The organism is Pseudomonas sp. TH39(2020) (genome assembly GCF_016650715.1).
Classification (GTDB): domain Bacteria; phylum Pseudomonadota; class Gammaproteobacteria; order Pseudomonadales; family Pseudomonadaceae; genus Aquipseudomonas; species Aquipseudomonas mandelii_C.
This window is the reverse complement of sequence record NZ_JAEKFF010000007.1, coordinates 47526-64312: the sequence shown is the minus strand read 5'-3', so window position 1 is coordinate 64312 and position 16787 is coordinate 47526. Positions and strand designations below refer to the sequence as shown.

The following is a 16787-nucleotide window of genomic DNA, read 5'->3' as shown; positions in this document are numbered from 1 at the left end:
GTCATCGCGAGCAGGCTCGCTCCCACATTTGATTTGTGTGGTCTATTGAGCATTAACCGTCCGTAGTCCCGTCGAAACTTTCTCGTCCGCCCCGCAGTCATCAAAAGACAGGGGCAGTCCGAAGACCATTAGACGGGAGGCGACATGGCGGCGATCCACATTGGCATTTCAGGCTGGCGCTACACGCCCTGGCGGGGGGATTTCTACCCAAAGGGGCTGACCCACAAGCGCGAATTGCAATTCGCCTCTCGGGCGGTCAACAGCATCGAAATCAATGGATCGTTTTACGCCCTGCAACGGCCCGAACGTTATGCCCAGTGGTACGCCGAAACCCCAAGGGGCTTCGTTTTCAGCGTCAAAGCCCCGCGTTTCATCACCCACATCAGGCGACTGCGAGACATCCGTAAACCTTTGGCAAATTTCTTCGCCTCCGGGGTGCTTGAACTCAAAGAAAAACTCGGCCCGATCCTCTGGCAATTCCCGCCCAACTTCAAATTCGATGCCGAGTTGTTCGAGACCTTTCTGGAGCAGTTACCCCACAACACCGAAGAGGCTGCCGCCCTCGCCCGCCAGCATGATTCCCACGTGAACGGTCACGCCAGCCTGAAGGCCTACGGGAAAAAACCTTTACGTCATGCCGTAGAAATCAGAAACGAGAGCTTCGTCGACCCCGCCTTCATCCGCCTGCTCAAACGCCACAATGCTGCGCTGGTTATCGCCGACACCGCCGGTAAATGGCCGTACCGCGAAGACCTCACCAGCGACTTCGTTTACCTGCGCCTGCACGGTGCCGAAGAACTCTATGCCAGCGGTTACACCCCCGAGGCGCTGAAGCGTTGGGGTGACCGGATCGAAGCCTGGTACCACGGCCAGCAACCGCCCGACCCGCAGCTGATCGCCCCCCGGCAAAAGCCCAAGGCACGCAAGTCCCGTGAGGTGTTCTGCTATTTCGACAACGACATCAAAGTCCGCGCGCCCTTCGATGCCCGCCGCTTGCTGGAGCGCTTTCATCTGGATAAAGACCTCGCTACCCGACCCGGTGAACGGGCCGCCGAAGGAGTGCTGTCATGAGCATTTCCGAACCGGTCGGCACCACCGACGAACAGCAACCCATCATCACCGCCGTGCGCCGCTTTACCGTGCTGACGGTCAATACGCACAAGGGGTTCACCGCGCTCAACCGGCGTTTCATCCTGCCCGAATTGCGCGAAGCGGTGCGCAGCGTGTCCGCCGACGTGGTGTTTTTGCAGGAAGTCCACGGCACCCACGAGCATCACCCCCAGCGCTACAGCAATTGGCCGGCGATGCCGCAATACGAATTCCTCGCCGACACCCTGTGGCCGCAGTTCGCCTATGGGCGCAATGCGGTCTATCCGGCGGGCGATCATGGCAATGCACTGCTGTCGAAATTCCAGATCATTCGCCACGACAACCTCGATGTCTCCATCAGCGGCCACGAGAACCGCGGCATTCTGCATTGCGTGCTACGCCTGCCGGGTGACGGCCAGGAAGTGCATGCCATTTGTGTGCATCTGGGGCTTCGCGAAACTCACCGGACCGAGCAACTCAAGTTGTTGGCCCAGCGCCTTGAAGAACTGCCCAACGATGCCCCGGTGATCGTTGCCGGAGACTTCAATGACTGGCGCCAGCGTGCCGACGCACTGCTCAAACCCAGCGGTCTACGGGAGGTTTTCGCCGAACTCCACGGCAAACCGGCGCGCAGTTTTCCAGCGCGCTTGCCGGCGTTGCGCCTTGACCGCATCTATGTGCGCAACCTCAAGGCCAGTCAGCCGCAAGTGCTGGCCGCGCGACCCTGGTCACACCTTTCCGACCATGCACCGCTATCGGTGGAGATCGAGCTATGAGCAGCCCGTCGATGGATAAAACCGAGGTGGAGCACTTATCCACAACCCCGCCGATCCGTGAACCGGGCGTGGTCGACATCGAATATGGCTGGCAAGGCAACAACCGCTTAGAGCTGCTGGAAAACGGCGAAGCGTATTTCCCTCGGGTGTTCGAGGCCATGCGTCAGGCCAAGACTGAAATCCTGCTGGAAACCTTCATTGTGTTTGAGGACAAGGTCGGTGATGAGCTGCAGGAAGTCCTGATCGCCGCCGCTCAACGCGGTGTGCGGATCACTGCCAGTCTCGATGGCTTTGGCTGCGGTGAGCTGAGTACGGGATACCTCACCGCCCTGAGCGAGGCCGGCGTGCGCATCCAGATTTTCGACCCGGCGCCCAAACATCTGGGCATCCGCACCAACTGGTTCCGCCGCCTGCACCGCAAGATCGTGGTGGTCGATGGCACGATTGCGTTTATCGGCGGCATCAACTTTTCGGCCGACCATCTGGCTGACTTCGGCCCTGAGGCCAAGCAGGATTATTCCGTGGAAGTACAAGGCCCGGCGGTGACCGATATCCATCACTTCGCCTTGCTGCAATGCGGTCGCCCGGCCCGGGCCAAATATTGGTGGCAACGCCGCAGGCAACGGCGCTCGGAACTGGCGTTCACCGATCATGACGGCCAGGTTCGCCTGGTGTACCGCGACAACGGCGAGCATCCGACTGACATCGAAGAGGTTTACCGACAGGTGCTGCGCAGTGCCCAGCGCCGGGTGGTGATCGCCAATGCCTACTTCTTTCCGGGCTATCGCCTGCTGCGCGAGATCCGTAACGCGGCGCGCCGTGGCGTCGATGTGCGACTGATCCTGCAAGGTCAGCCAGACATGCTGGCGGCCAAACTCGCCGCGCGCATGACCTATGACTACCTGCTCAAATCCGGCGTGCAGATTTACGAATATTGCGACCGTCCGCTGCACGGCAAAGTCGCGCTGGTGGATGAGGATTGGAGCACGGTCGGTTCGAGCAACCTCGACCCGTTGAGCCTGTCCTTGAACCTGGAAGCCAATGTGTTGATCCGCGATCGCGCCTTCAACCGCGACCTGTTCGAGCGCCTCGAAGACCTGAGTAACAACCATTGCAAGGTCATGTCCGCAGACAAGTCCCCGCGCGGACGGGTTTGGCACATGACCGTCGGCTTTCTGGTGTTTCACTTTCTGCGGCACTTCCCGGCCTGGGCCGGTTGGCTGCCGGCGCACAAGCCGCGCCTGAAACCCTTTTCCCATTCCGCCGGGAGTGACACCCGATGAGCCACTCTGATACACAACCGGCGACCCACGCCGACAACCCGACCAAATCCCGCTGGAACCGCTGGAAACGGCCGCTGACAATGCTGTTTTTCCTGGCGCTGATCGTACTGTTCACGATGCTTGCCCAGCGCATCGAATGGGATGAAGTGTTCGACAACCTCGCAGATTTCAAAGTGCGCACGCTGATCATCGCGTCCGCTCTGACTTTGGTGAGTTTTCTGGTCTATGCCTGCTTCGACCTGATCGGCCGTACCTACATTCGCCAGGACCTGACGTGGAAACAGATCCTGCCGGTGGGGATTATCAGCTATGCCTTCAACCTCAACCTGAGCGCTTGGGTCGGCGGTATTGCCATGCGTTATCGGCTGTATTCGCGACTCGGTGTGAGCAAGGGCAACATCGCGAAAATTCTCGGGCTGAGCCTGGCGACCAACTGGTTCGGTTACATGGTGATTGCCGGTGCTGTGTTCAGCAGCGGATTGGTGCGAATGCCGCCAGGCTGGAAGCTGAGCACCGATGCCTTGCAAGGTGTGGGTGTGTTGTTGCTGCTGGTGAGTGCGGGGTATCTGGCAGCGTGTCAGTTTTCCAAGCGACGGGAGTGGGCAATACGCGGGATAGAAATCGACCTGCCGTCCCTGCGCATGGCGGTGCTGCAACTGGCCCTCGGGGCGCTGAACTGGTCGCTGATGGCGGCGGTGATTTTCACCTTGCTGCCGAGCAAGCTGGATTATCCGCTGGTGCTTGGGGTGTTGTTGATCAGCGCGATTGCCGGGGTCATTACGCACATCCCGGCAGGGCTCGGCGTGCTTGAAGCGGTGTTCGTGGCGCTGCTGCAACACGAAGCGTCCCGAGGCAGCCTGGTGGCCGGATTGCTGGCCTATCGGGCGATCTATTTCATCCTGCCGCTACTGATTACCCTGGTGATGTACCTGATCGTGGAAGCCAAGGCCAAGTCGTTGCGGATTGAGAAGAAACCTAGGAACTAACAGCCTAATGCCGATCAGTTAAGGAACGACACAATCTGTAGCAGCTGGCGAAGCCTGCGTTCGGCTGCGCAGCAGTCGTAAAACCTGAGTTTGTAGTCTTCCTGAAACACCGCATCGTCTGATTTCACGACTGCTTCGCAGCCGAACGCAGGCTTCGCCAGCTGCTACAGATTGTGTTGTTCTTTATCTATCGGTTTTCATGATGACTGAATAATACTCAACCGCTCGCCCACCACCATTTCGGTGATCCAGCCCACCAGGATCGAGGTGTACGCCTGCTGCGAAACGGGCTCGCTCAAGGCGTGATCGGCGCCGTCGATAATCCGGTGGGTCAGCGAGTGAGTCTGCTGACAGGCCGCGCGGTAACTCATGATGGTGGCGTGGGGCACATAGTCGTCAGTCTCTGACTCGACCAACAGCACATCCCCGGTAAATTGCGAACATGCATGCAGCGCACGATTGCTGTCGGCGCGGACTAACGTGCGGCGGTAATCACGCAAATCGAGCTTGTCCAGATCACGTTTGGGCGTGTGCCATTGATCATCGCGATACAGCGCCGGCACCCGCAGCGCCAGCCAGCGCACCGGACGCAATGACGTCAGGATCGAGGCCAGGTAACCGCCATAACTGGTGCCGACCACGGCAATCGCCGATGTATCGAGCGCCGGGTGCGCGAGCAAGCGGTCATACGCCGCCAGCAGGTCGCGCAGGTTGTCTTCGCGCGTGACTCGATTCAGCGCAATTCCGGCCCCGCCGGTGTGTCCGCGCAAGTCGAACGTCAGGCAAACACAACCCAGACCGGCGATGCCTTTCGCCCGCTCCAGGTCTCGCTCCTGACTGCCGCCCCAACCGTGCACAAAGAGCACGCCGGGGACTTTCGATTTGGGACTGAGAAAGGTCCCAATCATCTGTTCATCGTCGATGTCGATCTGAATGGTTTCGCTTCTAGCCGTCATAGGATTTAACCGTTACGTACTTGAGAAGAAAGTCACTGTTTTGCGCCGGCCCGCGATACACCTCGATGGCGTCCGCCGGCAGCGGCTGGTCGATGTAAGTCTCGACCGAAGACACGCGAATCGCGCGCATCCCGGGGTCGTTGACGAAGCTCTGCAAGGCGGCGACTTCGGCGCTGCTGGCACCGCCCATCCGCCAGGACTGCTCGAGCACGCCGCTGCGCTGTTTGCCGTTACTGTCCACACCTTGGGCGATGTCGTAGTTGCGGCGGGAGGCGTAAAAACCGGGATAAGCCTCGTCCGCGGCACTGTCGAACACTTGCGCCTGGTGGATCGCCAGCCGTACATCGTCCGGCAGATCCAGTTCGAGCAGATCGTCGTAGTCCCCCTGCACCACCAGCAGGTTGGACCCTCCATAAACCTGCTCGCCCTGACCGTCTTCGGTCAAGTATTGATCACCGCAATAACTCAGCACCTGGTCGCCGATAAAGCTCTGACCGACGCTGTGGGTGATCACTTGGTCCAGGTCCTGCTCCAGCACCACGCCTTCAGTGAACAGCGCTTTGGCATCGGGTCTGGCGAGGATGGCATCAAACTGGTCGAGGCTTTTGATCACTTCCTGACCACGGCCGGCGCAGGCATGAATCGGTTTGATGCGGATCGGGCCGCTGTAGAGCAGGTGTTCTGCCGCGGGCCGCGCATCGTCCATGGAAAAAACACTGAGACCATCGAGCACCACGCTGCGCACACGTTCGGAAAACAACGGTGACCAGCCTTCCGGTGCATGAGCATTTTTGTTGCGTAACCCGTGACTGATGGCTTTGGTGCAGATGAAATCATGGTCGACGTAACCGCCCCACAAATCCTCCGGCCCTTTGACGCCCAATCGCCGGGCAGCAGCGACGCCAACAAGCGTCTGGGTTGGCAACAGATACAGGTCTCGACCGTTGTGCAGTTCCGGGTCGTAACTGCCGCCGTATTTAAGCCCCAGGACCTGTGCCAGCCAACGGGCCAGCGCACGATTGGTTTCCACTTCGTGCAACGGAGCCTCGGGGCGCACGGAGTGGGCGACCACCAGTTTTTTGCGGCTTGCTGGGGTCATGCGTCCCCCTTCAATCTGCGCTTGATGAATGTAGTAGAAGGGGTGCAGAGATCAGGCCAAGGGGGGCCAAAGACAAACGTTTTTCAAATCAGCCAGTTACGAAAAACATGATGGCACCGTGCCTGCTTGATTCTGCACGACAAGGGTTTCAACTCTGGCATTTTGCACGACTGACGCTCATCCCTGACTCGCTCCCACCCCGAACCGTGTCCGGTAATCACTGGGCGCCAACCCGGTAATCTTCTTGAACGTCGCCCGAAATGCACTCGGATCCTGATAACCCACCGTCCAGGCAATGTGATCAATGGTGCCGTTGGTGAACTCGAGCATTTCCCGGGCCTTGCCGACCCGCAGGTGCTGGCAGTACTCGGTGGGTTTGAGTCCGGTTGCCGCGCGAAATCGACGCAGGAACGTGCGCTCTTCCAACCCTGCCCGCTCGGCCATCGTCGCCACCGACACATCGGTCGCTCCGGTGCTTTGCAGCCAATGCTGGACCTTGAGAATCGAGGCGTCGCCATGGCTGAGAATGGGTGAAAAATTGCTGCCGCATTCACTTGCGCTGTCGCTGTGTTCCACCACCAGAAACCGTGCGGTACTGGTGGCGATGCTCGGCCCCAGCAGGCGGTTGACCAGGCGCAAGCCCAGTTCGGACCAGGCCATCAGCCCCGCAGTGGTGATCAGGTCGCCGTCGTCAACGATGGGTGTGTCGGCCTTGAGCTTGATCGCCGGGTAACGCTCGGCGAAGGTTTTGGCCGAGGTCCAGTGGGTGGTGGCGCTGCGACCGTCGAGCAGCCCGCTTTCGGCCAACAGAATCGACCCCACACAAACCCCGCCGAGTGTCGCGCCATTGGCATGTTGCTGACGCAGCCAGCGAATCAGCGCGTGCGGTGCCTGACCTTCGGAAAAACCGGCAATCGACGGCGGGATCAACACCGCCACCAACGCGCCGTCCGCAGCGGGATGACTGTCGTAGACCCGCTCGGGCGTCTGTTCGCCATCAACCTGCCAATGGCTGACCCGCAGCAACGGCAACTGCGCCGCCTGATGCTCGGCGGCAATCCGGTTCGCCACCCCGAACAAGTCCGTCAACCCATGCACCGCCGCCATCTGCGCACCGGGATAGATCAGCACGCCCAGTTCGACGATTGGCCTTTCTGCGTCCATTGTCAGTTTTCCCCCTTCTATTGTCGGTGCGGCCAATCCTCGGACGGCCTGCCAGACCCAATACTTCATTCCACTCCAACAAGCACTTCGAGGATACAGTCATGGCCAAGCAAGCACTCATCGTAGTTGATATCCAAAACGACTACTTCCCCCAAGGCAAGTGGCCGCTGGTCGGCGCCGATGCCGCGGCGGACAACGCAGCACGGTTGATCAAAGCCTTCCGCGATGCCGGTGATTCGGTGGTGCACATCCGCCACGAATTCACCTCCGACGACGCCCCGTTCTTCACCCCGGGTTCGGAAGGCGCGAAGCTGCACTCCAAAGTCCTGAATCGCGCCGATGAGCCTGTGGTGCTCAAGCATTTCGTCAACTCGTTCCGTGAAACACAACTGAAATCGATCCTCGACGAACAAGGCATCAAGGAACTGGTGGTCGTCGGCAGCATGAGCCACATGTGCGTCGACGGCATTACCCGCGCCGCGGCTGATTTCGGCTACACCGTCACCGTAATCCACGACGCTTGCGCCTCTCGCGACCTGGAATTCAACGGCGTCACGGTGCCCGCCGCCCACGTTCACGCCGCCTTTATGTCGGCCCTGGGCTTCGCCTATGCGAGCGTGATTTCCACTGACGAATTCCTGGCGGCCACCCATTAACCACTTAACGCATTGATCAAATTCCAAAAAGGCCCGCCGCGTTTGAGCGCTGCGGGCCTTTTTCGTGGGGCGAAAAATGTATGACAAAAAATCTCACGCGTGAGCTATTGAGCGTGACAAAAATTGCCTGTAGTGTTTCTCACGCGTGAGTTTTTCACAACGAGGTCAGCCCCATGAAAAGCAGCTCTCCATCGAGTCCTCCCACGGGGCCCGATAACGATTCGGCAAGCCGCAAGGGAGAGCGCTCGAAACCGTCCGCGAAGAAGCCATCGAGCTTTTACATGAAGCAGATGCGCGCGGGCCTGGGTGCCGCCGGTTATGTGAAACACGAGACTTGGGTGCTTCCCGAAAACCGAAGCCTGCTCAAGCAGATGGAGAAACAGCTTCGCCAACCGATTCTGGCTGGCTCATTCATGTCGGAGAATTACATGAGCGCAGGTACTAACTGGAACATCGATCGCCTCTACAGCGCCCTCCAGGCCCTGGACGAAGTGGTTTCGAACGACATTACGCTTTCTCTCGTTCAAGGCTCTGAATCCAGCATCAAGCTGGAAATGAACGATTTCGGTGGCTTGCCGATTTACATCGCGGTGGTGGGCGAACAAATCATCGTCGATACCGTTCTGGTCGACGTTGAGTCCATCAACGACATTCCGGCTTTCAACGACGCCGTGCTGCGCAGCCGGGAGATGTTCCCGCTGTCCTCGATCGGTATCGAGTCCATGCCGAACGGGCAGATTGTCTACAACATGTTCGGCGCTCTGAGCTCCGACTCCAGCCTGACGAACATCGTGACCGAGGTCAAAACCCTCGTCGACAACGTCCAGCGCGCCAGCGAAGCCTTCGAACGTTTCTTCAATTAATTACTCGGGATCAGGAAATATCCAATGACTCAGTCCATCTGGAGCAAATTGTTCACCGCGCTGCGTGGCGGTGCCAATGAAGTCGGCGAATCGATCGTCGACCAACAGGCCCTGCGCATCCTCGACCAGGAAATTCGCGATGCTGACAGCGCCCTGGCCAACGCCAAGCGTGAGCTGGTCACCATCATGGCCAAGCACAAACTCTCGGCTGACCGCGTCAGCGAGTACAACGCCAAGATCAAGGACCTGGAATCCAAGGCCCTGGCCGCAATCCAGGCCAACCGCGAAGACCTGGCCATGGAAGTGGCCGAAGCCATTTCGACCCTGACCAATGAGCTGGACGTCGAGCAAAAGCAGGCCACCGAGTTTGGCGGTTATGCGGACAATATGCGCAAAGACATCACCAAGGCTGAAAACCGCATCAAAAGCCTGCGTCAGCAAGTGGACATGGCCAAGGCGCGCGAAAGCGTACAGAAAGCCCAGGTCAGCGCGTCCATCGCCAGTGGCGGCGCCAATGGCAAGCTGGAAACCGCCGTCGGTACGCTGAACCGCCTTCAGGCCAAGCAGCAGCAACGCGCGGCTGAACTGGAAGCTCAGGACCAATTGGCCGATGCGTCGACGGGCACTGACCTGGAACGCAAACTGCGCGAAGCCGGCATCACGCCGGACTCGGGAAGCGCCAACGCGATACTGGAACGCCTGAAGCAAAAATCGGCCGAGTAACTTTGCCGGACGCATAACCTGTGGGAGCGAGCCTGCTCGCGAAAGCGGTATGTCAGACAACATTGATGTCGACTGACACTCCCTCTTCGCGAGCAGGCTCGCTCCCACATGGAATGCGCTCAACTGACGGACATTCAACTGTCGAGGTCAAGGATGGATGCCCTGAAGGGTTTCAAGACAATCGCAGGCCTGGCCCTTTTCATGGTCGCGCTGCAACTGTTCAATGTAGCGACCGGCTACAGCCTCATGTCCTTCGGCCTGATCCCGAGAACCGTGCACGGACTGCTCGGCATCATCACCTCGCCTTTCCTGCACGCGTCCTTTGCACACCTGAGCGCGAACCTGGTTGCCTTCTTGATCCTGGGCACCCTGGTCATTGTCGAAGGGCTCAACCGGTTCATTGCCGTCAGTGCGATCATTATTCTGCTGGGCGGCTCACTGGTCTGGCTGTTCGGTTTTACAGGTGTACACATCGGCGCCAGCGGCTGGGTATTCGGGTTATGGGCGTACCTCCTGTCCCGCGCCTGGTTCCACAGGAGCTGGGGCAACCTGATAACGGCCGGCGTCGTGGCCCTGCTCTACGGCGGTCTGATTTTTGGCTTCCTGCCTCGCCAGGGCGTTTCCTTCGAAGGCCATCTGTTTGGTGCGCTCGCTGGATTTATTGCAGCCAAGGTTCTTTTCTCGGCGCCGCGCAGCAGGTTTAATGCCGCCGGTTAAACGCACTTGCGCATTCAGACGCCGAGGCGATGAAGTCGCCAGGAACAAGTACCCACGGAGTCAGGGACGAAATGTCGATTTTCCTTTTATTGCGCCTGTACGCTTCCTCCCTCTTCCACCGATTCGGTTGGGCAGGCCTGGTCATTGCCTTGGGCGTACACCTGATCACCGCTTACCTGGGCCTGGTGCTTCTGGGCGAACAACACCTCACCGATCCCGCCACGTTTACTTACTTCTATCTCACCACCACACTCACCGTCGGCTATGGCGATCTCGCGCCGCAGACAGCGGCGGGACGGATTTTCGTGGCCACCTGGGTCATGCTCGGGGGCATCGCGCTGCTGACGGCAGCCATCGGCAAAACCACCAGCAGCGTCATTGATGCATGGAGAAAAGGCATGAAGGGCAAAGGCGATTTCACCGGCAAGGTCGGCCATACGGTTCTCATCGGCTGGGAAGGCGCGTCCAGTGAACGGGTCATTGAGTTGTTGCTTCAGGACGAAACCTCGAGCGACAACCTGATCGTCATTTGCGATTGCACCCTCGAAGAAAATCCGATGCCGGGCAAAGCGAGCTTCATCAAAGGTGAAAGCCTGTCCTCTGTGGCCTTGCTGCTGCGCGCAGGGGTTCCCGGTGCCGAACGCGTTCTGGTGCGAACCCATTCAGACGACCTGACCCTGGCCACCGTGCTGGCGGTCAATCAACTGAAGCCTGTCGGGCATGTGGTCGCCCACTTCAATGACAGTGAAATCGCTGCGCTCGCCAGCGCCTACGCGCCCAGCCTGGAATGCACTTCCAGCATGGCCATCGAGATGTTGGTGCGCGCCTCTCAGGATCCGGGCTCCTCAGTGGTCATCAATGAACTGCTGTGCGTGGGCCAGGGCGCCACTCAATACCTGATGAAACTGCCTGAGGCGTTCGAAGCCACGTTCGGCGACCTGTACGCGCGGATGAAAGAACACCACAACGCCACCCTCATTGGCTATCGCGCCAAAGGTGCCACACAACCGTCGATCAACCCGCCCAGCGCCACCCGCGTTGAGGGCGGCGAACTCTTCTACATCGCCTCCACTCGCCTCAAGGAAATCTCCAATGGGATGGTTTAAACAGTTGATGGGGCTTGAGGCCCCGAACGCGACGACCGAATCGAAATGGACCGCCAGCGAAACTCCGCCAGCGGCCACTGGCCCATTGGGCCTGGGATTGGGCAAAGGCGTGATGTTCGACACCACCCTGAAATTGTTGCTCGACGGAAATACCACGGTGACCATCCCGGGCTCCCAGCAGATCTGGAGCAACGGCACCGTTGATCTCGGGCAGTCGACCTGGCTGTCGCGTTATTACATGAACGACGAAGACTACTGGCTGCAGGTGCACACCACCGGGGACATTGCCGGGCAGGTCGAGTCGGTGATCCTGTTCAATTACCTCAGTTACATCACCATCAGCAGTGAAGCGGAGCTGCGCCGGTTGGCCGGTCCGCAAAGCCTGATCGGGCTGCCGACCTACACCCATAACGGCGTCGAATACACCCGGGAATGGGGCACCGAGAATGGCCAGACAGAGTTGGTGGCGCTGAGCGAACAGCTGAAAAATCCGGACGAGTCCTACAGTATCGAGCACCGTTCGATGCTGTACGCTCGCGAAACCGGCCTGACCGATCGCCGGGAATTCCTGCTGTTTTCCGTCGAAGAAGACGCCGAAGGCACCATCAGTTTGAGCACGTCGCTGGGCATCTCGCTGTACACAACCGACCTGAACACGTTTTAAAAAAGGAAGAAGTCCATGCTAGAAGCACTCTCCATCTCCCTGAACAAAGCCGCCGTGTTCGGGTTTGTCACGTACCTCCTCGGCGCTGCCGTGTTGTTCGCCCTGTTCCAGTTCATCTACACCCGCATCACGCCGCACAAGGAATTCGAACTGATCCGTTCCGGCAACGTTGCCGCTGCGATCGCCCTGGGCGGCGCCATCATCGGTTTCGCCATTCCGGCCAGCAATGTGATTGCCTACTCGATCAGTATCCTCGACTTCGTCGTCTGGGCGGTGATCGCCGCCCTTGTACAACTGCTGGCGTTCCTGGTGACCAGCCTGGTGCTCAAAGGCACCTCCGAGCGCATCAAAAAAGGTGAAATCGCGGCCGGCATCTACGTGGCAGCCGTGGCCATCAGCGTCGGCATGTTGAACGCCGCGTGCATGACTCCTTCCCAGAACTGATTGCGCCCGGAGCTCCCGATGAAACGAAGCAAGTACGTTCAGCTTTCGCTGGCAGCGTCGGTCGCCATGGCGATATCAGGCTGCGGGCCGACGGAAAAAACCTACGCGGTGCAGAAGAAGTACAACTTCCAGTCCGTCCAGCAATGTGCCGATGAAAAGCTCCCGGTGGATGTCTGCTCGGACGCCTACATGACGGCCATGGCCGAGCACCGCCGCATAGCGCCGGTGTACGACAACCAGGCCGATTGCGATGCCGACTTTGTCGCCGACTGGTGCCAGCAGGACTCCGCTGGCAAGTTCATCCCCAAGCTGGGCGGTTTCGAACTGACCGCCGATGGCCAGGTCACGCAATCCCAGGTAGACGCAGCCAAGGCGCAATTACCGGCCTCGGAAGCGAACAGTGGCGGCTCGGGTTTCTCCACCAGCAGCCTGCTGACCGGCCTGCTGATCGGCAACATGCTGAGCAGCAACCGCAACAGCTACTACTCCGAGCCGGTGTACCGCTATCGCGATGATCGTGGCAGCTATTCGAACTCGACGCTCAGCCAGCGGATTGCCAAGGGCTCGACGTTTACCAAGTCCAATCAGGCGAGATACGGCAGCAGCAATTACGCCGACTCGGTCCGCTCTTCTTCCAGCAAGCCGGTCTCCGTTGCCTCGTCCACTTCCCGTGGCGGCTTCGGTAGCAAGGCCAGCGCACGCAGCGGCTGGGGCGGCGGCGGGTCGAGCAGTTAAGGAAACCGGGCCATGAAGAAAATCCATTGTGCAGAGCGTGCTGACTGGAAACAGACCGCCGAGAGTCTCGGCTTTCTGTTCCACACCATCGACAACGAACCCTACTGGGACGAGAGCGCGTATTACCAGTTCTCGCTCAAGCAGATCGAGAACGATCTCGAAGACCCGACCACCGAGATCCATGATATGTGCATGGACCTGGCGGCCCGCGTGGTTCAGAGCGAGGAGTTGCTGGAGCGCCTGAGCATTCCCGCGCCATTCTTCGACATGGTTCGCACCTCCTGGCTCGAAGGTCACCCGCACCTTTACGGGCGCATGGACTTTTCCTACAACGGCACCGGACCCGCCAAGTTGCTGGAACTCAACTACGACACGCCAACCAGCCTGTATGAAGCCGCGGCGTTTCAGTGGGGCTGGCTGGAACAATGCATCGAACGCGGTTTGCTGCCCAAGCATGCCGACCAGTTCAACAGCATCGACACCAAACTGCATCAGGCCTTCGCTCAATTGCAGCTCAAGCAGCCCTTCTACTTCGCCTCGATGAAAGACTCGGTCGAAGACAAGGGCACCACCGATTATCTGCGGCTGGTGGCGGAAAAGGTCGGCATCGAGTCACGCCATATCGACATCGAAGACATCGGCCTGACCAGTGACGGACGTTTCGTCGACCTGGAGGATCGCTGGATTCCTCACCTGTTCAAGCTGCACGCCTGGGAGTTCATCTTCCACGAGCCCTTTGGTGCCGCGATTGCCCAGAGTGATACGCAGTTTTTCGAACCGGCCTGGAAATCCATCATTTCCAACAAAGGCATCCTGCCGCTGTTGTGGGAGTTCAACAAAGGTCACCCGAACCTGCTCGCGGCGCACCTCGATACTGACCCGGGGAAAGCGGTGCCGAAAGGCTGGGTGCGCAAGCCGTTCTTCTCGCGGGAAGGCGCCAACATCGAGTTGCAAACCGCTAACGGTCTGATCGTGAAAGAGGACGGGCCCTACACCGATGCACCGTTTATCCTTCAGGAGTTCGCGCCGCTTCCGCAGTTCGGCGACAGCTTTACTTTGATTGGCTCCTGGGTAATCGGCGATCAAGCGGCGGGGATCGGCGTGCGTGAGGACAACAGCTTGATCACCAAGGATTCGAGCCGGTTCTTGCCGCATCTGATACTCGACTGAGCCCTCCGTCGCCCACTAAAAAGACCCTGTGTGGACATATCGACAGACGCCCGCAAGACTTATGGCTGAAATGCCGGATAATGGCGGCCAAATCGTCTAGCCGTTATTCTGGTAATCCCCCATGGAAATCAAGGTCAACTTTCTCGACAACCTTCGACTTGAAGCCAAGTTCGACGACTTCACGGTGGTGGCCGATCAACCTATCCGCTACAAGGGCGATGGCTCGGCACCGGGTCCGTTCGACTACTTCCTGGCTTCGTCGGCGTTGTGTGCGGCTTATTTCGTGAAGCTGTACTGCGACACTCGCAGTATTCCCACCGAAAACATCCGCCTGTCGCAGAACAACATTGTTGACCCGGAAAACCGCTACAACCAGATTTTCAAGATCCAGGTCGAGTTGCCGGCGGACATCTCCGACAAGGACCGCCAAGGCATCCTGCGTTCCATCGACCGTTGCACCGTGAAAAAAGTCGTGCAAGCCGGGCCTGAGTTTGTGATCGAAGAGGTGGAAAACCTCGACGCCGATGCCCAAGCGTTGCTGATGCCTGCTTCTACCTCAGAGGCGAGCACGTATATTGCGGGCAAGGATCTGCCGCTGGAGCAGACCATCGCCAATATGTCGGCCATTCTGGCGGACTTGAGCATGAAGATTGAAATCGCCTCGTGGCGCAATATCGTGCCCAACGTGTGGTCGCTGCATATCCGCGATGCGCACTCGCCAATGTGTTTTACCAACGGCAAGGGCGCAACCAAGGAAGGCGCGCTGGCGTCGGCGCTGGGCGAGTTTATCGAGCGACTCAACTGCAACTTCTTCTACAACGACCAGTTCTGGGGCGAAGAGATCGCCAACGCGCCGTTTGTGCATTACCCGGACGAACGCTGGTTCAAGCCTGGCCGTAAAGATGAACTGCCGGCCGAAATACTCGACGCGCACTGCCTGAAGATTTACAACCGCGACGGCGAGTTGCGTGGTTCCCACCTGATCGACACCAACTCGGGCAATGAAGAGCGCGGCATCTGCTCGCTGCCCTACGTGCGCCAGTCGGACGGCGAAGTGGTGTATTTCCCGTCCAACCTGATTGAAAACCTGTTCCTGAGCAACGGCATGAGTGCCGGCAACACGCTGGCCGAAGCCCAGGTGCAGTGCCTGTCGGAGATCTTCGAGCGCGCGGTCAAACGCGAAATCATCGAAGGTGAATTTGCCCTGCCGGACGTGCCGGCCAACGTGCTGGCGAAGTACCCCGGGATACTGGCCGGTATTCAGGCGCTGGAAGAGCAAGGGTTCCCCGTATTGGTGAAGGATGCGTCCCTGGGGGGTGAATTCCCGGTGATGTGCGTCACGTTGATGAACCCGCGTACCGGCGGTGTATTCGCCTCGTTCGGCGCGCACCCGAGCCTGGAAGTGGCGCTGGAACGCAGCCTGACCGAATTGCTCCAGGGCCGCAGCTTCGAAGGCCTCAACGACTTGCCCCAGCCGACGTTTGAAGGCCATGCGGTGACCGAGCCAAATAACTTCGTCGAGCACTTCATCGATTCCAGCGGCGTGGTGTCGTGGCGCTTCTTCAGCTCCAAGTCCGATTACGAATTCGTGGAGTGGGACTTCTCCGGCCAGGGTGAAAACTCGAATGCCGAGGAAGCCGCGACCTTGTTCGGCATTCTCGAAGGCATGGGCAAGGAAGTGTACATGGCGGTCTACGAGCATATCGGCGCGACGGCATGCCGCATCCTGGTGCCGGACTATTCGGAAATCTATCCCGTGGACGACCTGATCTGGGATAACACCAACAAAGCGCTGTTCTTCCGCGCCGATATCCTGAACCTGCATCGCCTGGACGACGACGAACTGCAAGCACTGGTTGAGCGGCTGGTGGAAAGTGAGCTGGATGACTACACCGACATCACCAGCCTGATCGGCATCGAGTTTGATGACAATACGGCTTGGGGTCAGTTGACGATCCTGGAGCTGAAGCTGCTGATCTATCTCGCGTTGCAACAATATGAAGAGGCGAAAGAGGCGGTAGAAATGTTCCTGCAGTACAACGACAACACCGTTGAACGTGGCTTGTTCTACCAAGCCGTCAACGCGGTGCTGGAGATGAAGCTGGACGAAGACCTGGAGCTGGAAGACTACGAGGCCAATTTCCGCCGGATGTTCGGCAACGAGCGGATGGATGCAGTGATCGGCTCGGTGGACGGCAGCGTGCGCTTCCATGGCTTGACGCCGACCAGCATCAAACTGGAAGGCCTCGATAGACATCTGCGCCTGATCGACAGCTACAAAAAACTGCACGTGGCGCGGGCCAACGTGACGACGTTATCCAGTTAATAGCGCCCACAAAAAAGCGAAGCCAGATGG

At 59.0% G+C, this 16787-nt stretch carries 17 protein-coding genes; 14 read left to right on the top strand and 3 right to left on the bottom strand.

What is annotated here, in order from left to right; all coding sequences use genetic code 11:
* The first annotated feature begins 144 nt into the window (after positions 1-144).
* The 4 genes from JFU47_RS20665 to JFU47_RS20650 are packed head-to-tail and all read left to right on the top strand — an operon-like array spanning position 145 to position 4134.
* A complete protein-coding gene (locus JFU47_RS20665) occupies positions 145-1071 on the top strand; it encodes a DUF72 domain-containing protein (RefSeq protein ID WP_140680801.1) in 927 nt (308 codons plus the stop codon).
* Complete coding sequence (locus JFU47_RS20660) at positions 1068-1865, top strand: endonuclease/exonuclease/phosphatase family protein (RefSeq protein ID WP_201185338.1); 798 nt, start codon at positions 1068-1070, stop codon at positions 1863-1865. The genes JFU47_RS20665 and JFU47_RS20660 overlap by 4 nt, the downstream gene beginning before the upstream one ends.
* A complete protein-coding gene (gene clsB / locus JFU47_RS20655; RefSeq protein ID WP_201185336.1) occupies positions 1862-3148 on the top strand; it encodes a cardiolipin synthase ClsB in 1287 nt (428 codons plus the stop codon). The genes JFU47_RS20660 and clsB overlap by 4 nt, the downstream gene beginning before the upstream one ends.
* Positions 3145-4134, top strand: a complete 990-nt coding sequence (locus tag JFU47_RS20650; RefSeq protein WP_201185334.1) for a lysylphosphatidylglycerol synthase domain-containing protein — start codon at positions 3145-3147, stop codon at positions 4132-4134. Before clsB ends, JFU47_RS20650 begins: the two co-directional genes overlap by 4 nt.
* Positions 4135-4331: 197 nt before the next feature.
* On the opposite strand, the gene JFU47_RS20645 is transcribed toward JFU47_RS20650, so the two are convergent.
* The 3 genes from JFU47_RS20645 to JFU47_RS20635 all read right to left on the bottom strand — a co-directional run bounded on the left by JFU47_RS20645 (position 4332) and on the right by JFU47_RS20635 (position 7353).
* On the bottom strand, positions 4332-5090 hold the full coding sequence (locus tag JFU47_RS20645; RefSeq protein ID WP_123365600.1) for an alpha/beta hydrolase family protein: 759 nt from the start codon (positions 5088-5090) through the stop codon (positions 4332-4334).
* A complete protein-coding gene (locus JFU47_RS20640; protein ID WP_201185332.1) occupies positions 5080-6189 on the bottom strand; it encodes a DUF3182 family protein in 1110 nt (369 codons plus the stop codon). The genes JFU47_RS20645 and JFU47_RS20640 overlap by 11 nt, the downstream gene beginning before the upstream one ends.
* 177 nt (positions 6190-6366) lie before the next feature.
* Entirely contained in the window at positions 6367-7353 is a 987-nt protein-coding gene (locus JFU47_RS20635) for a GlxA family transcriptional regulator (RefSeq protein WP_201185330.1), read from the bottom strand.
* Between the two features lie 101 nt (positions 7354-7454).
* Between JFU47_RS20635 and JFU47_RS20630 the strand changes: the two genes are divergently transcribed.
* The 10 genes from JFU47_RS20630 to JFU47_RS20585 all read left to right on the top strand — a co-directional run bounded on the left by JFU47_RS20630 (position 7455) and on the right by JFU47_RS20585 (position 16757).
* On the top strand, positions 7455-8009 hold the full coding sequence (locus JFU47_RS20630) for a cysteine hydrolase family protein (RefSeq protein WP_201185328.1): 555 nt from the start codon (positions 7455-7457) through the stop codon (positions 8007-8009).
* 281 nt (positions 8010-8290) lie between these two features.
* Complete coding sequence (locus tag JFU47_RS20625) at positions 8291-8872, top strand: YjfI family protein (RefSeq protein ID WP_123365596.1); 582 nt, start codon at positions 8291-8293, stop codon at positions 8870-8872.
* Between the two features lie 24 nt (positions 8873-8896).
* The gene (locus JFU47_RS20620) at positions 8897-9595 is read left to right on the top strand and encodes a PspA/IM30 family protein (protein WP_123365595.1); all 699 of its coding nucleotides are present in this window, start codon (positions 8897-8899) and stop codon (positions 9593-9595) included.
* Positions 9596-9748: 153 nt separating this feature from the next.
* On the top strand, positions 9749-10312 hold the full coding sequence (locus tag JFU47_RS20615) for a rhomboid family intramembrane serine protease (protein WP_201185326.1): 564 nt from the start codon (positions 9749-9751) through the stop codon (positions 10310-10312).
* A 71-nt stretch (positions 10313-10383) separates the two neighbouring features.
* A complete protein-coding gene (locus JFU47_RS20610) occupies positions 10384-11418 on the top strand; it encodes an ion channel (protein ID WP_201185317.1) in 1035 nt (344 codons plus the stop codon).
* Positions 11405-12082: a DUF2491 family protein gene (locus JFU47_RS20605; RefSeq protein WP_201185315.1), complete on the top strand. Its 678-nt coding sequence runs from the start codon at positions 11405-11407 to the stop codon at positions 12080-12082. Before JFU47_RS20610 ends, JFU47_RS20605 begins: the two co-directional genes overlap by 14 nt.
* A gap of 15 nt (positions 12083-12097) precedes the next feature.
* Complete coding sequence (locus tag JFU47_RS20600) at positions 12098-12526, top strand: DUF350 domain-containing protein (RefSeq protein WP_123365591.1); 429 nt, start codon at positions 12098-12100, stop codon at positions 12524-12526.
* 18 nt (positions 12527-12544) lie between these two features.
* Complete coding sequence (locus JFU47_RS20595; protein ID WP_140680779.1) at positions 12545-13261, top strand: DUF1190 domain-containing protein; 717 nt, start codon at positions 12545-12547, stop codon at positions 13259-13261.
* 12 nt (positions 13262-13273) lie between these two features.
* Positions 13274-14431, top strand: coding sequence for a glutathionylspermidine synthase family protein (locus JFU47_RS20590; protein WP_201185313.1), 1158 nt, complete (start codon positions 13274-13276; stop codon positions 14429-14431).
* A gap of 121 nt (positions 14432-14552) precedes the next feature.
* Positions 14553-16757 (top strand): OsmC domain/YcaO domain-containing protein, encoded by a 2205-nt coding sequence (locus JFU47_RS20585; RefSeq protein ID WP_201185311.1) that lies wholly within the window; start codon positions 14553-14555, stop codon positions 16755-16757.
* Positions 16758-16787: the final 30 nt, after the last annotated feature.